Genomic DNA, 17,876 nt, shown 5'->3' with positions numbered 1-17,876 from the left:
TTTCGTGCAGATCAGCCCGCAGCGACAGCTTCGTTCAGACCCTTCATCAAGGCGTCGATGTCGATGCCGTGTGCGAGCGCACCCTGCTCGATGTTCTCGAAGTGCGAGGCGGCGCAGCCGATGCAGCCCATGCCTGCACTCATGAATACGGGAACGGTGGCGGGATATTTCTGGACAACCTCTCCGATGCCCATATCTTTCGTTATGGTCATACAAAAACCTCCTTTGTTACAGGGAAACTCCCAAAAAGCCGACGGCAAATCGGCCGGTTGATTGGTTCCATGTAAGGGCGAGTACACGGCGAAGCCGTATACGAAAAACACCTTACTACTGGTTAGATTATATCATGTTTCCTAGCGGATAGCTAGAACATTTTGTGCATTCGTCACCCTTCCACCGTCATGGCGGCGGCGAGGGCTGCACCGAGGGCGGAGCCGGTGTTTTCAAGGACGATGTGGATCTTTTCTGCTTCGTCGCCGAGGAGGTCGGCGAGCGCCTTCTTGAGGTTTTCGGCGACGAGGGGCATCTTCTCGTAGACGGAGCCGTCGATGGCGATGTGCTGTTCCTTGATCTCCGCGCCATGTGCGCGATGGCGCACGATGCCTGCGAAGGTCGCGGCGACGAGACGGGCGGAGCGCGCGATGATGACGCCCGCGAGATCTTGCAGCAGGTTCAGCTCAAGCGCGTTGAACTTTTCGCCCGTCTTTTCTTCGAGGATGGCAGCGGCTTCGTGACGGTCGAGGTAGGCGTCGGCGACGATGGTGGAAAGGTCGATGCTCGTGAAGGAGAAAGGAGCGGCCTTGCCGAGGATGTCGGCGAGCGCCTCGCCGTAGATTTCGCCGAGGTAGCGTCCTGAGACCATCTTTTCGAGGTGCTGTGCGCCGGGCTTTTCGGAGGTTTCGTCGATGTGCCTGTCATACTTTGTCGGGCGCAGCTTGCCGAAGCCGCCCGATTCCATGTTGATGACGGTGGGCGTTTCGGAACCATCCGTGAACTCCTCGAAGTAGCAGGTGTTCTGCCCCGTGGCGTAGATCGAGCCGATGTAGGCATTCGGCTTCTTGTAGGCGGCGGCAAGGAGCGTGGCGACGGTGTCGTTGATGACGGCGACGGGGATGACGTTTCGTGCGCCGCGCCGTGCGAGCGCTTCTTTCAGAAGGTCGTTGACGACCCTGCCCTCGACGCCCTGCGTCGCGAACTCCTTCGTCCAAGTGATGAGCTTGGCGTTGTAGAGGTCAGTCTGCACCGACGGGAAGGAGAAGGTGTGACCGAGCAGGTACGTCGTCGAGCGATTGCTCTCGATGGCCTCGTCGATGAGTTCGGCGAGGAAGTCAAACATCTCCTCGGCGGTGGCGCTTTCCGATACGTAGTCGTAGACGCCCGGCTCGGTCAGGGGCTTCGCCGCCTTCTTGATGACTTGGTATCTGCCGCCTCCGTGCAGGAGGATGTGCAGGGCGCGTACGTTTGTGCCGCCGAAATCGAGCGCGAGGAAATCGCCGATTTCCTTGCCTGTCGGCAGGGCGACGTAGGAGCGCAGCATGCGCAGCGTGGAATCTTCGCCCTCAAGTCCCGCCTGCATTTCCGCCTCGAAGTCGGCGGAAATCTTCTGAAGCTCGTCGTCACTGATGCTGAAGGCGGCGAGCACCTCGTCGTATTTCTTCTTGTCCATGGTCATGGCTGCTCCTCCTCGTATAATATGCTTTGTAGGCAAGGCAGTATCGCCTCGCCTACAGAAGAAATTCCTTTAGGAAACGCTGATAAAATGAAGTCGCCCAGATTTGCGCAGATGCACTGTATCTATCGAGGAGACAAACCGCAGGCGTAGCGGTGCTACGTCGAGGATTTGTTGACGATGAGAGGGCAGTGCAGATGCGTGAAGATGGGTGGCTGAATTTATCAGTGGTTCCTTTATACTTTATAGATAGTGGTTCATCATCGCGCCGACGCTTGGGAAAACTTCCTTCGCCTGCTTCTGAATCGCTTCTCGTGCCGTCGTCAGCGTATAGCCGTCGAATGCCTTGAGCATCGGCAGGTCGTTCGTCTCGTCGCCGATGGCGAAAACTTCCGCGCCGTCCCAGCCCATGACGGAGAGCAGCGTGCGTATGCCCTGATCCTTGCCGACGCCGACGGGCGTGATGTCGAGACTGCAGGCGTTCGGGTAGGCGTGGATCTTATCGCCGAGCCTCGCGTTGAGCGCGGCGGCGCAGGCGTCGGATTCGGCGGGAAGCGGGAAGCCCATGGAGAACTGCTGGATCTTCTTGAGCGTGCCGATCTCGGATTCCTCGATGTAGATGATGGGATAGTCCCATTCCTTTGCCTCGCGCTCGATCCAAGAGCCTTCCGACTGGTGGCACAGGTACGTCACGTCGGCTGCCGAAAAGGCAAAGTGGAAGGACTTCGCCGCCAGAGGCTCTTCGGCAATGGCAACGAGGGCGGCCGGCTCGATCTCTGCCTGGAAGCGCACCGTCTCTTTCGCGTCGCGGATGATGCCGCCGTTGTTGCAGACCGTGTAGTCGAATTCCAGCCCGAAAGCGAAGAGCTGCGGCACGAGCATGCCGTAGTCGCGCCCCGAGATGACGCCGAACTTGTTGCCCGCCGCACGCCACTTCTTGACGGCCTGCAGCGTTTCCTCGTCGATCTTGCCGCCCCTGAGGAGCGTCCCGTCGTAATCGCTTGCAGCTACCTTCATTGTATCTCCTCCTCGTAAATCACGGCTTCCAATGGACGAAGCGAAGTCGTCGGCGCGTCCGCATAGCTTCCGGCAAGGCGCGTGCCGCGAAGGAAGTCTGCGGGAAGCGCCGCGTCCTTCGTGCTGAAGTTGACCGCCGTCTTGATGCGCGCCTTTCCCAGTGTGCGCGAGAACGCATAGATCTGTTCGTTTTCTTCCAGAAGCTCTTCGTATACGCCGTCCAAAAGCGCAGGAATCGTCTCACGCAGCTTGGCGAGCTTGCGGTAGAAGTGCAGCACGGAGTCAGTATCCTTTTCCTCGGCGGCAGCGTTGAGCGTGCGATAGTTCTCGTTGACGGGCAGCCACGGCGTGCCGCTCGTGAAGCCCGCATGTCTTTCTGCCGTCCACTGCATCGGCGTGCGTGCGTTGTCGCGGCTGTTGAAGTGGACGAAGCCCAGCGCTTCCTCCTTGGAGAAGCCATCTTCCAAAGCGAGCGCGTACTGGCCGTGCGACGAAATGTCGTCGTAGGCGTCGATGGAATCCCAAGCCACGTTCGTCATGCCGAGTTCCTCGCCCTCGTAGATGAAGGGCGTGCCGCGCAGCGTGAAGAGGACGGCGGCGAGAGCTTTGGCCGCGAGTTTCTTGTCCGCGCCCTTGGGGAAGAAGTAGTTGACGGAGCGTGCGCGGTCGTGGTTCTCGAAGTAGATGGGAAACCAGCCTTCCTTGGCGGTGGCGTGCTGGCTCGCCGTGAGCGCGCGCTTGAGCTTCGTTAGAGGCCACGGAAGTGCCTTGTGCCAGCATTCGCCGCCTTCGTAGGGAACGAGGACGTGGCTGAACTCGAAGAGCATGGAGAAGACGCCGTTCTCGCCGACCCACAGCGGCAGTTCTTCGGGCGTGACGCCGTTCGCCTCGCCGACGGTGAAGATGTCGTGCCCGTCGAAGACGCGTGCGCGGAACTCGTGCAGGAAGTCGAGGATGCCCGGCGTGTTCGCCGTCATATCGTGGACGCTCGTCATGCCGTCCGCCGCGTCCGGCTCGCCGTCCGTGAAGACGGCGGGCTTCTTGATGTAGGTGATGGCGTCGATGCGGAAGCCGCCGACGCCCTTTGCGAGCCAGAAGTTTGCGGCGGCGAAGAGCGCTTCTCTGACCTCGGGGTTCTCCCAGTTGAGATCGGGCTGCGCCTCGGCGAAGGTGTGCAGGTAGTATTGGCCGCGCTCCTCGCTGTACGTCCACGCAGAACCGCCGAAGATGCCGCGCCAGTTCGTCGGGGCGCTGCCGTCCTCCTTCGCGTCGCGCCATATATACCAATCGCTCTTCGCGTTCGTGCGGCTCTTCTTCGATTCCAAGAACCACGGGTGCTCATCGGAGGTGTGGTTGTAGACGAGATCCATGACGATGCGCATGCCGCGCTTCTTCGCTTCGGCGATCAGCTCTTCCATATCGGCGAGCGTGCCGAAGTCGGGATGGATGCCGCAATAGTCGCTGATGTCGTAGCCGTTGTCGACCATGGGCGACGGGTAGACGGGCGTGAGCCAAAGCGCGCCCGCGCCGAGCGACTTCAGATAGTCGAGCTTTTCCGTGATGCCGCGAAGATCGCCCGTGCCCTTGCCGCGCGTGTCGTTGAAGCTCTTCGGATAAATCTGGTAGACGGCGGTGTTCTGCCACCAATGCGTTGCTTTCATGCGTTTTTCCTTTCCATTCAGCCCCCTGCCGTGCAGGCAGGGGGCTGTGAGATTTGCCGTGCGTCAGAAGGTCAGGACGTCCGTCTTGCCGGCTTCTGCCGTCATGCCCGTATGCTTTTTCATCAGCGGGTATTCGCCCGAGTTCGTCACTGCCATGATGACCGTGTCCTGGTAGCCGGCTTCCTTGATCGTCGCGCGGTCGAACTTCACGAGCGGCGCACCCTGGCCGACCTTGTCGCCCGCACGGACGAGAAGCTCGAAGCCCTTGCCGCCGAGCTTCACCGTGTCGATGCCGATGTGGATGAGCATTTCCGCGCCGTTCGCGAGACGCAGTCCGACGGCGTGCAGCGAATCCTCCATGACCATCGTGACCTCGGCGGCGGCGGGCGCGACGACGAGATTGCCCGTCGGCTCGATGGCGACGCCGTCGCCCATCATCTTCTGCGAGAACATCTCATCCTTGACCTCGCTCATGTCAATGACCTTGCCGTCGGCGACCGCCGCGAAGGAAAGGGATTTTTCCGTGCCGACGGCGAGCTCCGTCGCATCGGACGCAGGCGCTGCGAGAAGTGCCTCGAAGCGCTCGCGCACCTGCGGCACGGAGAGGCCGACGATGACCTGGAACGCATGTCCGTTCCGCACGAGGCCGTGTGCACCCGCACGGGTGAAGACGGCGACCGGCTGCACGAGGTCGGGATCTTCTACCGTCACGCGCAGGCGCGTCGCGCAGTTCGTGACGTCCTTGATGTTCGCAGGGCCGCCGAGTCCTTCGAGGAAGACCTTCGCCTTCACGTCGCGCTCGTCGAGCTTCATATCGGGTGCGACGCCTGCAGCGGCGCCCGCAGCATCCGCCTGCTTCGCCTTGTAGTCGGCTTTCGTGAAGAGCTTGTCCTCGACATCGTCGTCCGTCCTGCCCGGCGTCTTGTAATCCTTGAAGCGGATGACAGCGCGGAAGACGAAGAAGTAGATGGCGGTGAAGCACAGGCCGACGCCGATCTGCGTGAGGTATGTCATGTAGTGATAGGAAAAGAGCGGAATCCAGTTCTGCACGAAGCAGTCGATGAGACCGCCGCCGAAGTTGCCCGAAAGCCCGATGGCGTAGAGCGTCGCCGAGAGCGTCGCCGAGAGGATCGCGTGCAGCAGATAAAGGAGAGGCGCGACGAAAAGGAAGGTGAATTCCAGAGGCTCCGTGATGCCGCAGAGCATCGCCGTGATCGTCGCAGGAATCAGGAGAGCCGCCGTCTTCTTGCGCTTTTCAGGCTTGGCGCACGCGTAGATGGCGAGCGCCGCGCCCGGCAGGCCGAAGACCTTGCCGCTGCCGTGCAGCGCGAAGCCGCCCTCGGGGAAGAGGTCGCGCAAAGATTGCGCGCTCGTCATGAAGTCGTTGATGTGACCGAGCCAGTAGGCTTGGATGCCGCCGTCGACGACGGCAGGGCCGAACATGAACGGCAGGTAGATGAAGTGATGGAGGCCGGCGGGCAGCAGGATCTTCTCCGAGAACGTGTACGCCCAGACGCCGACGATGCCGCTCGTCTTGAGGAAGAACTGGAACTGCTCGATTGCGTGCTGTACCATCGGCCAGACGCAGCAGAAGATGAGAGCCATCGGAATCATGACGGCGAAGCCGACGGCGACGACGAAGGCAGGGCCTTTGAAAATGCCGAGCCAGTCGGGGATGTTCGTGTCGTAGAAGTGGTTGTGCAGATACGCCGTGCAGCACGCGATGAAGATCGCGCCGAGCATGCCCATGTCGAGCGTCTTGACGTTCGCGATCATGGCAAGTCCCGTGCCGGCGCCCGCCGCCTGGCTGTAATCGACGCCGAATGCGCTGCCGTGCAGCGTGAGGATGGCCGAGATGAAATAGTTGAAGAGCATGTAGATGACGAAGGATTCCATGGCGCAGCGCGCGGGCTCCTTCTTCGCGAAGCCTATAGGAACGGCGATGGCGAAGAGAATCGGCATCTGCGCGAACACCGTCCACGCGCCCTGCTCGACGATGTACCAGAAATCGTACCATAGCGTGCCTTCGGCGGCGATTGCGCCGAGCAGCCCCGTGTTCTTGCAGACGATGGACACCGCCACCGTCAGACCGAAGAACGCGAACAGGATGACGGGCGTATACATCGCGCCGCCAAACCGCTGCATGTTCTGCATGAAGACGTCCTTGCTGAGTGACATGAGCTTACCTCCTCTAAAACACTGAAAACCTTTGTCTATTACGATAAAGGAAAATCGTTGAAAAAGCAAGCATTTTGCGCCATTCGGGAGGCATGTACAGAGGTTGCAAGAAGGTACAAGCAGTGAAACTTGTTACAGAAGCCCCAAGAGGTCAAGCCGAAGGCGCAGACCGATTGGCTAGGCTTCTGCAAGGGCGGCGCACAATGTCCACGAAGTGGACGTTTGTACGTGTAGTTTACAGAAGCCCCAAGAGGTCAAGCCGAAGGCGCAGACCGATTGGCTAGGCTTCTGCAAGGCTATTTTCCTGCTCGCTGCGGTAGAGACGGTAGTGGACGTAGAAGATCTCAAGCAGCAGAAAGTAGGCGAGCATGGACTTGAAAGGCAGCCGCTCCTCGCTCTTGGGCAGGTTGAAGGCGGCGGGCACGACGTAGAGGTTCTCCGTCGAGCGGCTCGCGAGCGTGTTGTGCTGCATCTGTGTGATGGCGAGAAGCGGCACGCCCTTGAGGTTCAGCTTCTCGGAGAACTCCTTGACGCGCTCGGACTCGCCCGAAAGCGAGATGAAGACGAAGAGATCGTCCGGTCCCGCCGTCTGATAGACGGAATAGAACTCCTCGCGCCCTGCGATCTCGCAGATGAAGACATTGTCGTAGAGGAAGAGGCGCTTGAGCTCCTGCATGACGTTCGTCTGCACATAGCCCGAAGCATAGGCAAAGACGCGGTGCGCCTCGTGGACGAGGCGGCTCGCGCCGCGGTAGTCGCGTGCCATGAGCTCGCGCCACGACTGGTCGTAGAATTGGCTCAGCGACGTCAGAATGTCGCGGTCGGGCTTTCCGCGCTCTTCGAGTTCCATCTTGAGCACCGTCTTCATCTCGCCGAAGCCATCGAAGCCGATCTTCTGCGCGAAGCGCACGACGGACGCGCTCGAAACGGCACAGAGACGTGCGAGGTCATGGATGGAGGCGCGGCAGGCCGTCTCCTTGTGGCTCTCGATGAAGCGCCAGATGCTCTTGTCGGCATCGCTGAGTTCGTGCAAGTGGAGATTGATGCGCTCAGGAAGCTGCATATTGCTCCGCTCCTTTCGTCGGTTTTTTGCAAAAAAGCTTTGTACTTAATTAATCTTAACGTGTTTTCAGACGGCAGGCAAGTCACAATGCAAAATTTCAGAGCAGATTTCCCAGTATTTGCGAAATAAATCGGAATTGTTTGAAATTCATGAAAATTACTGGACAAAGAAGTTAGGAAAATGGTATGATTTTTGATATTGAAACTAAAAGTTATTACCTATTAGGATTTCATCTGGTATGACAAAGCGCAGGGGCGGCAAGGAGTTGCCAGGACACTCGGGGGAAATCATCCCTCTGAATGCACAAGGAGGAATTGTACTCAATGGTTGATAAGGGGAAATCAAGAAGACGGCTCGCGCTTATGGTGGCGCTCGCCCTGTCCACTGGGGGGGATGCTTGACCTCGGCGGACGGCGGCATGATCTGGGGCATGTCGAAGGCGTATGCGGCGGAGACGCATGAGTATACGGAGACGGCAACTTCGATCAGCGGTCTTGAGGGCACGGAGAAGACCGGCTTCATGAGCGATAATAAGATTACGCTCGGCACAGAAGGCGGAGCGACAGACAAGCCGTTCAGCACCTATGGCACGATCTCCGGCGGCGGCAAGAAGAACGCCACGGCGGATGTCAGCAATAATACACTGACGATTCACGGGCTCAAGGTCAGCAATGGCAATGGCTTTAGCATCATTTACGGCGGCATCAGCGGCACGGGGGCGGTCACGAGCAACAGCGTGTTCTTCAACAATGGCCTGTCGAAAGATCCCATCTATGGCGGATTCAACGGTGCAACTGCAACGAAGGCTGTTACGGGCAATTCCGTGACGGTCGCGGGCGGAACGGTGGAGGGCGATGCCTTCGGCGGCTATACGACGGGCAAGGGCGCTGTCACGGGCAACTCCGTGACGATCAAGGGCGGCAGTCTCGGGGATGAGGCTGCGGGCGGCGTTATTAGCAACTCCGCGAGCAGCGCAAATGCCGCCGACAATACGCTGACGATTTCGGGCGGTGCGTTCACAAAGAGCGGCGGTACGAATGTTTTTGGTGCTTATAATGCAGGCAGCGGCAAAACCATCAACAACATTGTTAACCTCGGCGACGGTGAGAATGCCATGGCGTCGGGGTTCAATCTCACGCGCGTAAGAATCTACGGCGGCAACAAGACGAACGATGTCACGGGCAATACGCTCAACGTCAATGCCTCAGGCATCGTAGTCAGGACGGCGCAGAACTTCGAGAAATACAACTTCAATCTCACAAAGGACGTTGTGGCAGGTTCGACCATGCTCAAGATGTCGGACAGCGGCGGCTTCGGCTCTACGCCCAATGTCCAGTGGAGCAAGATCACGATGAATGCCGAGGGCTGGAATGCCGATACGACGAAGTATGGCCGCCTCGGCACGATGGAACTGCTGCGCACGGGAAGCGGCGCCGATTTGAAGATTTTCAACACCGAGGCGCTCGACCGCAAGGCGACGAGTGGTGACTTCGAGTACCACATGTATACGGATGTGATAACGCCTCCGATGTCGTTCTTCGGATATAATATGGTGAACTATGTGCGTGCCGACATCGACCGCTTTAAGAACGCTGATGCAACGGCAGATAACGTCACAGGCACGGCGGTCTACGACGGCTATTCGAGTTTCGGCAATACGACGACGAACAACAAGATCAAGATCACGAATACGAACAATACGAATCTGAATGTCTACGGCGGCTATACAGTGGGCGCAGGCGATTCGACGAACAACCATGTCAGTGTGAGTCTTGATAGCCGTGCCAAGCAAATTGGCAAAATGGTGGTCGGCGGCACTGCCACGGCCTCGAACAGTGCGATTGTGGGCAATTCCGTGACAGTCGAGGGCGGTTATGTTGGTCAGGCAAGCGCGAAGGATTCTCGGGCAGCGTAGGAGTAAACTGGGCGTTTTGATTTACAGGATAAAGACGAATTAAGGAATAAAAAAGGAACCGGATGCGAAGCCGCAGGGCTTTGTATCCGGTTCCTTTGCATCTGCCGAGGTTATTTGTGCTCTTTCCTGCCGAATATTTCCTTTGTTGTGCCGCAAAGCCACTTCCGGTTCCAGGCGAGGTGAAAAATGACGCCGATGGTCAGGAGATATGAAACATAGATATGAATGTTCTTGTTGACGATGAAAGTCCAAGAAGTCAAGTCCGAAGGGCGCAGACTGATTGGGTAACTTTCATTAAGGGCGGCGCACAATGTCCACAAAGTGGACGTTTGTGCGTGTAGCTTACTATGATAATAAAAATAGTACAAACCAAAAAGAAAACGTTTGCTTTTTTAAAATCTATAGAGTATAATGGAAAACATAAGAAAGAAAACGTTTACTATATTTCCCGCTCCTATTATTTTCAAGGTTTGTTTACGGGAGACGCATAGCCGTTTCCCAATGATGAAGGAGGAAGTCACATGGAGGAGAAGAAATTCATTCTCACCATCAGCCGCCAGTATGGCTGCGGCGGACGGGAGCTTGCCGGGCTGCTCGCGGAGAAGCTGGGCGTTCATCTCTACGATCGTCAGATCGTGCATCTTGCCGCGGCGAAGCTTGGCATCAACGATCTGCATGAGAAGGAGCTGCTCGAACTTGAGAATAGGGTGAAGCCGCTGTCCTCGCGCTTCATCCCGTTTCACTCATTCGGCATGGCGATGGGGGAGTCGAGCCAGGGGATGTTTATGGCGGAGTCGAACGTCGTGCGCAAGCTCGCCGCCGATGGTCCCTGCATCTTCCTCGGACGCTGCGCGGACTATGCGCTCCGAAAGCGCGACGATGTATTTTCCATCTTCGTTTGTGCGGACGACGACTACCGCGAGGAGCGCGGGCGCACGGTCTACGAGGGCAAGACGCTCAAGGAGCTGAATCGCGAGAACGAGAAACGCGCGCGCTACTATGACTACTATACGGGGCGCAAGTGGGGCGACGGAACGAACTATGATCTCGTTGTGAATACGAGTAAAGAACCGCTCGGAAAGATTGCGGACGGCATCATCGCCTACATCCGCACGGTCAAAGGCTGAGGAGGGCTTCCCATGTCGGACAAAAAGAGCAAATTCTGGCCGCGCATTGCGTATTCCTGCGGCACTTTCGGACATGATGTGTTCTATGCTATGCTCGCGACGTATTTCATGATCTTTGTCACGAGCAATCTGTTTCACTCCGAAAACCACGAACACGATGCTTATATGATCGGCATTGTGACGACGATCATCCTCGTCTTGCGCGTGGGCGAGCTCTTCCTCGATCCGTTCATCGGCAATACGATTGACAAGACGAAGACGCGCTGGGGCAAGTTCAAGCCGTGGGTGATTGTGGGCGCGTTTGTTGCTGCAATTTCCCTTGCGATCCTCTTTACGGATATGGGCGGGCTGACGGTGTCGAATCCAATGCTCTACCTCGTCCTCTTCGCGCTGCTCTATCTCATCATGGATGTGTTCTACTCGGCAAAAGATGTTGCGATCTGGTCGATGATTCCCGCTCTCTCGTTTGACTCGCATGAGCGTGAGGTGACAGCGACTTATGCGCGTATCGGCTCGGTGTTCGGCGGTCAGTTGGTGACGGCGATCGTCATGCCCGTCGTCCTCTATTTCTCGCTGAACGAGAATGGCGGCGCCGGTGACTCTGCGGGCTGGTTTGCGTTTGCCGTCATCGGCGGCGGCATCGCGACCCTCGGGGCGATCATCCTCGGTCTTGGGACGAAGGAAGAGGATTCCGCGCTGCGCGAGAACAAGACGGAGACTTCGTTCAAGGACGTGTTCTCCGTGCTCATCAAGAACGATCAGCTCCTCTGGATCGCGATTGCGTATCTTGTTTTCGTTCTTGGGCAGAATGTCATCAATAATTTCAACCTCTATTATTTTATCTATGTGCTCGGCGACGCAAAGCAGTTCTCGTTCCTCGGTGTCATCAACGTCATCATCGGTCTGCTCGCTGTGGCGCTTTTTCCGACGCTGACGGAGAAGTTCAGTCGTCGGAGGCTCTTCTTCGGCTCGGTTGCCGTGATGCTCGTCGGCATCGTGCTCTATGCGATGGCAGGCACGAGCGTTGCTATGACGCTCTTTGCCGCAGGTCTGTTCTCCCTGCCGCAGCCGCTGGTCTTCCTCGTCGTGCTCATGACGATTACGGATACGGTCGAGTACGGGCAGCTGAAGCTCGGGCATCGCGACGAGGCGCTTGTCCTCTGCGTGCGTCCGCTGGTGGATAAGCTCGCAGGTGCGATTGCGAGCGGCATGATCGGCCTCACCGCGATCTGGGTCGGCATGACGAGCGGTGCGACAGCGGAGACGATTGCGCCGGAGAATCTCTTCAACTTCAAGCTCGTGATGTTTGCGGCGCCGTTTGCCCTCATCCTGCTCGGCACGATTCTCTACCGCGCGAAGGTGACGCTCACGGAGGCGGAGCATGCGCGCATCGTGGAAGAACTCGAAGAGAAATGGGATGAAATGAACAAGTGATTCCTTAGGAAACGCTGATAAAATGAAGTCTCCCAGATTTGCACAGATGCGCTGTATCTGGCAAGGAGACAAACCGCAGGCGTAGCGGTGCTACGTCGAGGATTTGTCGACGACGAGAGGACAGCGCAGATGTGTGAAGATGGGCGGCTGAATCTATCAGTGATTCCTTAGGAAACGCTGAATTTATCAGCGCGTCCTCAGGAGGTTGGAAAGCGGTCGTCTTCGGCCGCTTTCTTTAGAAAGAGCTGATAAAACGAAGCTGCTCGGATGTGTGAAGGAGGGCGGCCGAATTTATCCGCGATTCTTTTACAGAAGGGGAGGTTTCACATGGCTGCATTCGACTTTGAGAAATTGAAAGATCCGTGCTACTTCGCAGAGAACCGTCTGCCTGCGCACAGCGACCACGTCTTCTATCGCGACGAAGCGGAGCTTGCGCGCGGCGTGTCCTCATTTTACCGTACGCTCGGCGGCATTTGGCATTTCGCTTATGCGCGGAACACCGAGCACATCCCGCAGGGGTTCGAGGCGGCGGATTACGACTGCCGCGATTGGGAGACGATCCGTGTGCCGGCGCATATCCAGATGGAGGGGCACGGAGCGCCGCATTACACGAATACGACGTACCCGTGGGACGGGCATGAGAGCATCGTGCCGGGCGAGATTCCTGTGCGCGATAATCCCGTCGGCTGCTATGTGAAGTATTTTGCCGTGCCCGAGGATTGGGAGCGCGTCTATATCTCCTTTGGCGGCGTGGATGCGGCGTTCGCACTCTTTCTCAACGGTCATTTCGTCGGCTACAGTGAGGACAGCTGCACGCCTGCAGACTTCGACCTGACGCCGTATCTCGTGGCGGGGGAGAACAAGCTGGCGGCGATGGTATTCCGCTATACGAGTGCGAGCTGGCTTGAGGATCAGGACTTCTGGCGGTTCTCGGGAATCTATCGCGACGTCCTGCTCTACACGAAACCGCAGCATCACATCGAGGATGTTGCCGTTCGTGCCGTGCCGCTTGAGCGGGATGGCTATACGCACGGAAAGCTTGATGTGCGTCTTGCGTTCAACGATGCGTCAGAAAAGCATGTCGAGATCCTGCTCTGCGATTCGGAAGGAGATTGTGTAGAGGGGGAAGAGGCGGTCGTCACGGCAACGACCCATGCGTGCTCGATGGAGGCTGCCTGCGTGCTTCTTTGGAGCGCGGAGCATCCATGGCTCTACCATCTTATGATCCGCGTGCATGATGCGGCGGGTGCTTTGCAGGAGGTCGTGCGCGTGCGCGTCGGTTTCCGTGAGTTCTGCATCCGGGACGGAGTCATGCAGATCAACGGCGAGCGCATCGTGTTCAAGGGAGTCAATCGTCACGAGTTTGACTCTGACCATGGGAGGGCGATGGATCCCGCGCTCTTCGAGCAGGATATCATCGCACTCAAACGTGCGAATGTCAACGCGATTCGCACGTCGCACTATCCGAACAGCAGTCGTCTCTACGAGCTGGCAGACATTTATGGCTTTTATGTGATCGATGAGACGAATCTTGAGACGCACGGCTCATGGATGAAGAACGGGGCGTGTGCGAAGGACGCGCATACCGTTCCCGGCGACAGCGAGGAGTGGCTGCCCGCCGTGCTCGACCGCGCGCAGTCGATGTACGAGCGCGACAAGAATCATCCGTGCATCCTCATTTGGTCGTGCGGCAACGAGTCCTGCGGCGGCCGCACGATCTACGAGATGAGCGAGCACTTCCGCCGCGTCGATTCCACGCGCCTCGTGCATTACGAGGGGATTTTCTGGGACCGCAGCTATCCGGCGACGAGCGATATGGAGAGTCAGATGTATACGAAGGCGGCGGACATCGAAGCGTTCCTCAAGGAGCACCGCGACAAGCCGTTCATTTGCTGCGAGTATACACACGCTATGGGCAACAGCTGCGGCGGCATGCACAAGTACACGGAGCTGACGGAGCGCGAGCCTCTGTATCAGGGCGGATTCATCTGGGATTTCGGCGATCAGGCAATCCGTCGGCGCGGACGCTATGGGGAGGATGTATTCCTCTACGGCGGCGACTTCGGCGATCGTCCGTCGGACTACAACTTCAGCGGCAACGGCATCTTCTTTGCCGATCGTCGTCCGACGGCAAAGCTGCAGGAAGTGAAGTACAACTATCAGAATTTCACGCTCCGTCCTTCGTGGAACGGTGTGGAGATCGAGAATAAGAGTCTTTTCTCCGATGCGGATGACTATGAATTGCGGCTGACGCTCCTCCTTGACGGACGAAAAATCTGGGAGACTTGGCAGCAGGGACATCATGTGGAGCCTGGGGAAACTAAATTCATTGATACGGCGATCTACAAAATGCCGTATCTTGGCGCGGGGGAGTACGTGCTGACGGCATCGCTCTGCCTGAAGAATGAGGAACCGTGGGCACCTGCCGGCTACGAGATCGCCTTCGGACAGGCCGTTGTTGTGCCGCCCGAGAATACAGGAGCAAGTCTCTTCGACATCCTCGGCTGCGGTGTCGCTGCTCCCGCCTATGCAGCACTTGAGGCGTCGGGCAGTCTGCGCGTGGTGCAGGGGGACATCAATCTCGGCGTGCAGGGGGCGGGCTTCTCCCTTATGTTCTCAAGTGCGCAGGGCAATCTCGTCTCCTATCGCCATGGCGGACGTGAGCTGATCGAGGAGCTGCCGCAGCCGAGCTTCTGGCGTGCGCCGATCGACAATGACTACGGCAGCGGACGCATGGCGGATACGGCGCAGTGGAAACTCGCGAGCCTCTATCGTCGCTGCACGCGCATCGAGTACAGCGTGGACGGCGAAGATTTCGAGACGGTGAACGGTTTCTTCGGCAGACGCGATGAGCGGCGCGCCAAGCGCGTCATCGTGCGCTTTACTTATGCGTTTGCCACGGAGCCTGCTGCTGCGTGTGTGGTCTCCTATACGGCGGAGGCAAGCGGGGAAGTTGGCGTCACGATGGAGTATGAGACGGCGGGGATGCCCGAGATGCCCGACTTTGCCATGATCTTTACGCTAGATGCGGACTATGACCGCATTCGCTTCTATGGCTACGGGCCGAAGGAAAACTACATCGACCGCTGCTGCGGCGCACGTCTCGGCGTCTACGAGAGCACGGCGGCGGACGAGGTCGAGCCGTATCTGCGTCCGCAGGAGACGGGCAATCACTGCGGCGTGCGCTGGATCGAGGTCACGGATCATGGCGGTCACGGAATCCGTCTCGCGGCAGATGTGCCGTTTGAGGCATCGGCGCTCCCGTACAGTCCGCACGAGCTGGAGAATGCGCGCCATGCGTATGATTTGCCGCGTCCGCAGCATACATATCTGCGTGCGTCGGCAGGCATGTGCGGCGTGGGCGGCGACGACAGCTGGGGTGCACCCGTGCTTGCGGAGTATACCTATCCGAATGGGAAGAGAAGCCTCTCGTTTAAGATGAAGGGGATTTGACGGCGGGGGCATCCGTCTTTTTCTGAACCTATGAAAATCTCACAAAAACGCTTGCGTTTCTTTGCGAAAGAGGATAAAATAGGAAGCGGGAAAAGAAAACGTTTACTTTCATACAAGCCAAAATATAGACGGACAAATGAAGATATATGGAGGAGGAGCCAATGGCAATCTTGGATGAGATGAAAAAAGTATTTCGTGAGAAATTCGGTGCGGCTGAAACGCATGCGTATTTCTCGCCAGGGCGTGTGAATCTCATCGGCGAGCATACGGACTACAACGGCGGGCACGTCTTTCCGTGTGCGATCTCGCTCGGCACGTATGCGCTCGCTGCGCCGCGTGCGGATGATGTGTCGCGCCTCTACTCGATGAATGCAGAGGAGCAGGGCGTGGTGGAGTTCCCCATGCGCGGCGCGGTAAAGAGCGCGGCCTATGGCTGGACAAACTATCCCATCGGCGTCGTGCGCATGATGGAGGACGCGGGTCATCCTGCAGCGCACGGTTTCGACATCCTCGTCTACGGGACGCTACCCAACGGTGCGGGGCTTTCTTCTTCCGCTTCCATCGAGGTCTTGATGGGGGTCATTCTGAACGAGGAGCTTGGACTCGGCATCGACATGGTGGAGATTGTAAAGCTCGCGCAAAAGGCGGAGAATGAATTCGTCGGCATGAACTGCGGCATCATGGATCAGTTTGCCGTCGGCATGGGCAAGAAGGACTGCGCGATCCTGCTCGACTGCAATACGCTCGAGTATCGCTACAGCAAACTCGACCTCAAGGGGTGCAGCATCGTCATCACGAATACGAACAAGGCGCACAGCCTCGTTTCTTCTGCATACAACGAGCGGCGCATGCAGAGCGAGGCGGCGCTGAAAGCTCTGCAGAAGGTCAAGGCGATCAAAACGCTCGGTGAGCTGACGAACGCGGAGTTCGATGAGAATGCCGCTGTCATCGAGGATGAGGTCGAGCGCAGACGTGCGCGCCACGCGGTTTACGAGAACCGCCGCACACTGGAGGCGGTGGAGGCGCTTGAGCAGAACGATGTGAAGCGGTTTGGCGCACTGATGAACGATTCCCACGTTTCCCTGCGCGACGATTACGAGGTGACGGGGCCCGAGCTGGATGCGCTCGCGGAACTCGCGTGGCAGCAGGAGGGAGTGCTCGGCTCGCGCATGACGGGAGGCGGCTTTGCGGGCTGCACGGTCAGCATTGTGCGCGACGAGGCAATTCCTGCATTTGAGAAGAATGTTGCAGAGGCATATACGGCGAAGATTGGCTATGCGCCGAGCTTCTATGTGGCGAATATTGCGGACGGCGCACACCGTCTGTAAGAGCGGAGCGAAAGGAGAACTCTCATGGCGATATTGGTATGCGGAGGCGCGGGCTACATTGGCTCTCATGCCGTGCACGCGCTCATCGAAAAGGGCGAGCAGGTTGTCATTGTCGACAATCTGCAGACGGGACACCGCGGCGCACTGAATCCGAAGGCGAAGTTTTATGAGGGCGACATTCGCGATGCTTCGGTTCTCGACAAGATTTTTACCGAAAACAAGGTCGAGGCAGTCATCCACTTTGCGGCGAATTCTCTCGTCGGCGAGAGCATGGAAAAGCCCCTGCTCTACTTCAACAACAATGTCTACGGGATGCAGGTGCTCCTTGAGGCGATGGTGCGTCATGGCGTCGACAAGATCGTATTCTCTTCGACGGCGGCGGTCTACGGCGAGCCGAAGCGCGTGCCGATTCACGAGGACGATGAGACATGCCCGACGAACACCTATGGCGAGACGAAGCTCACGATGGAGAAGATGATGAAGTGGGTGAGCCGCGCCAACGGCGTGCGCTATGTGTCTCTGCGCTACTTCAATGCGGCGGGGGCGCTGCCGGACGGCTCGATCGGCGAGGATCACGCGACGGAAACGCATCTCATTCCGCTCATCCTGCAAGTGCCGACGGGGCGGCGCGACCATATCACGGTGTTCGGAGATGATTATCCGACGCCGGATGGGACCTGCCTGCGCGACTACATCCATGTTGTCGATCTCGCGGATGCTCATGTGCTTGCGCTCGAATACCTGCGAAAGGGCGGTGCGAGCGATATCTTCAATCTCGGCAACGGGCAGGGCTTCTCGGTCAAGGAGATGATTGCGGCAGCGGAAAAGGCGACGGGACGCTCCATCAAGGTGGAAATCGGCGCACGGCGCGCTGGCGACCCGGCGCAGCTCATCGCGTCCAGCGAGAAGGCGCGTTCCGTGCTCGGCTGGAAGCCGCAGTTCACGGATGTGGAGCAGGTCATCGGCACGGCGTGGCGCTGGCATGAACATCATCCGCATGGTTATGAGGACTAGAAAGACAGGAGGATGCA

The 17,876-nt window shown here is 58.1% G+C and carries 12 protein-coding genes; 6 read left to right on the top strand and 6 right to left on the bottom strand.

What is annotated here, in order from left to right; translation table 11 throughout:
• Window positions 1-11 precede the first annotated feature (11 nt).
• The 6 genes from SELSP_RS09560 to SELSP_RS09535 form a co-directional block, all read right to left on the bottom strand.
• A complete protein-coding gene (locus SELSP_RS09560; RefSeq protein ID WP_006190717.1) occupies window positions 12-212 on the bottom strand; it encodes a DUF1858 domain-containing protein in 201 nt (66 codons plus the stop codon).
• Window positions 213-385: 173 nt separating this feature from the next.
• Window positions 386-1,672 (bottom strand): hexokinase family protein, encoded by a 1,287-nt coding sequence (locus tag SELSP_RS09555; RefSeq protein WP_006190719.1) that lies wholly within the window; start codon window positions 1,670-1,672, stop codon window positions 386-388.
• Window positions 1,673-1,912: 240 nt separating this feature from the next.
• Window positions 1,913-2,686, bottom strand: a complete 774-nt coding sequence (locus SELSP_RS09550; protein ID WP_006190722.1) for an HAD-IIB family hydrolase — start codon at window positions 2,684-2,686, stop codon at window positions 1,913-1,915.
• Window positions 2,683-4,347: a glycoside hydrolase family 13 protein gene (locus SELSP_RS09545; RefSeq protein WP_006190723.1), complete on the bottom strand. Its 1,665-nt coding sequence runs from the start codon at window positions 4,345-4,347 to the stop codon at window positions 2,683-2,685. Before SELSP_RS09545 ends, SELSP_RS09550 begins: the two co-directional genes overlap by 4 nt.
• A gap of 63 nt (window positions 4,348-4,410) precedes the next feature.
• On the bottom strand, window positions 4,411-6,525 hold the full coding sequence (locus SELSP_RS09540) for an alpha-glucoside-specific PTS transporter subunit IIBC (RefSeq protein WP_006190724.1): 2,115 nt from the start codon (window positions 6,523-6,525) through the stop codon (window positions 4,411-4,413).
• 280 nt (window positions 6,526-6,805) lie between these two features.
• The gene (locus SELSP_RS09535) at window positions 6,806-7,588 is read right to left on the bottom strand and encodes a MurR/RpiR family transcriptional regulator (RefSeq protein ID WP_006190728.1); all 783 of its coding nucleotides are present in this window, start codon (window positions 7,586-7,588) and stop codon (window positions 6,806-6,808) included.
• Window positions 7,589-7,985: 397 nt separating this feature from the next.
• Here SELSP_RS09535 and SELSP_RS09530 point away from each other — a divergent pair, with 397 nt between their 5' ends.
• The 6 genes from SELSP_RS09530 (at window position 7,986) to galE (ending at window position 17,859) form a co-directional block, all read left to right on the top strand.
• Window positions 7,986-9,503, top strand: a complete 1,518-nt coding sequence (locus SELSP_RS09530; RefSeq protein ID WP_232362307.1) for an autotransporter outer membrane beta-barrel domain-containing protein — start codon at window positions 7,986-7,988, stop codon at window positions 9,501-9,503.
• A gap of 521 nt (window positions 9,504-10,024) precedes the next feature.
• Entirely contained in the window at window positions 10,025-10,630 is a 606-nt protein-coding gene (locus SELSP_RS09525; protein WP_006190735.1) for a cytidylate kinase-like family protein, read from the top strand.
• 12 nt (window positions 10,631-10,642) lie between these two features.
• Window positions 10,643-12,064, top strand: coding sequence for a glycoside-pentoside-hexuronide (GPH):cation symporter (locus SELSP_RS09520; RefSeq protein ID WP_006190736.1), 1,422 nt, complete (start codon window positions 10,643-10,645; stop codon window positions 12,062-12,064).
• A 327-nt stretch (window positions 12,065-12,391) separates the two neighbouring features.
• On the top strand, window positions 12,392-15,517 hold the full coding sequence (locus tag SELSP_RS09515; protein ID WP_013740986.1) for a glycoside hydrolase family 2 TIM barrel-domain containing protein: 3,126 nt from the start codon (window positions 12,392-12,394) through the stop codon (window positions 15,515-15,517).
• Window positions 15,518-15,678: 161 nt separating this feature from the next.
• Window positions 15,679-16,845, top strand: coding sequence for a galactokinase (locus SELSP_RS09510; RefSeq protein WP_013740985.1), 1,167 nt, complete (start codon window positions 15,679-15,681; stop codon window positions 16,843-16,845).
• Between the two features lie 24 nt (window positions 16,846-16,869).
• Window positions 16,870-17,859 (top strand): UDP-glucose 4-epimerase GalE, encoded by a 990-nt coding sequence (galE, locus tag SELSP_RS09505; protein WP_006190744.1) that lies wholly within the window; start codon window positions 16,870-16,872, stop codon window positions 17,857-17,859.
• Window positions 17,860-17,876 lie beyond the last annotated feature (17 nt).

The sequence above is a fragment of the Selenomonas sputigena ATCC 35185 genome (assembly GCF_000208405.1).
Classification (GTDB): domain Bacteria; phylum Bacillota; class Negativicutes; order Selenomonadales; family Selenomonadaceae; genus Selenomonas; species Selenomonas sputigena.
This window is presented reverse-complemented; position numbering and strand designations above follow the sequence as displayed.

Excerpts from the sequence above, each read along its gene's own strand:
- SELSP_RS09550 (WP_006190722.1), bottom strand. The coding sequence starts at position 2,686 with ATGAAGGTAGCTGCAAGCGATTACGACGGGACGCTCCTCAGGGGCGGC.
- SELSP_RS09535 (WP_006190728.1), bottom strand. The coding sequence starts at position 7,588 with ATGCAGCTTCCTGAGCGCATCAATCTCCACTTGCACGAACTCAGCGAT.
- galE (WP_006190744.1), top strand. The coding sequence starts at position 16,870 with ATGGCGATATTGGTATGCGGAGGCGCGGGCTACATTGGCTCTCATGCC.
- SELSP_RS09545 (WP_006190723.1), bottom strand. The coding sequence starts at position 4,347 with ATGAAAGCAACGCATTGGTGGCAGAACACCGCCGTCTACCAGATTTAT.
- SELSP_RS09525 (WP_006190735.1), top strand. The coding sequence starts at position 10,025 with ATGGAGGAGAAGAAATTCATTCTCACCATCAGCCGCCAGTATGGCTGC.
- SELSP_RS09560 (WP_006190717.1), bottom strand. The coding sequence starts at position 212 with ATGACCATAACGAAAGATATGGGCATCGGAGAGGTTGTCCAGAAATAT.
- SELSP_RS09555 (WP_006190719.1), bottom strand. The coding sequence starts at position 1,672 with ATGACCATGGACAAGAAGAAATACGACGAGGTGCTCGCCGCCTTCAGC.
- SELSP_RS09520 (WP_006190736.1), top strand. The coding sequence starts at position 10,643 with ATGTCGGACAAAAAGAGCAAATTCTGGCCGCGCATTGCGTATTCCTGC.
- SELSP_RS09515 (WP_013740986.1), top strand. The coding sequence starts at position 12,392 with ATGGCTGCATTCGACTTTGAGAAATTGAAAGATCCGTGCTACTTCGCA.
- SELSP_RS09510 (WP_013740985.1), top strand. The coding sequence starts at position 15,679 with ATGGCAATCTTGGATGAGATGAAAAAAGTATTTCGTGAGAAATTCGGT.
- SELSP_RS09540 (WP_006190724.1), bottom strand. The coding sequence starts at position 6,525 with ATGTCACTCAGCAAGGACGTCTTCATGCAGAACATGCAGCGGTTTGGC.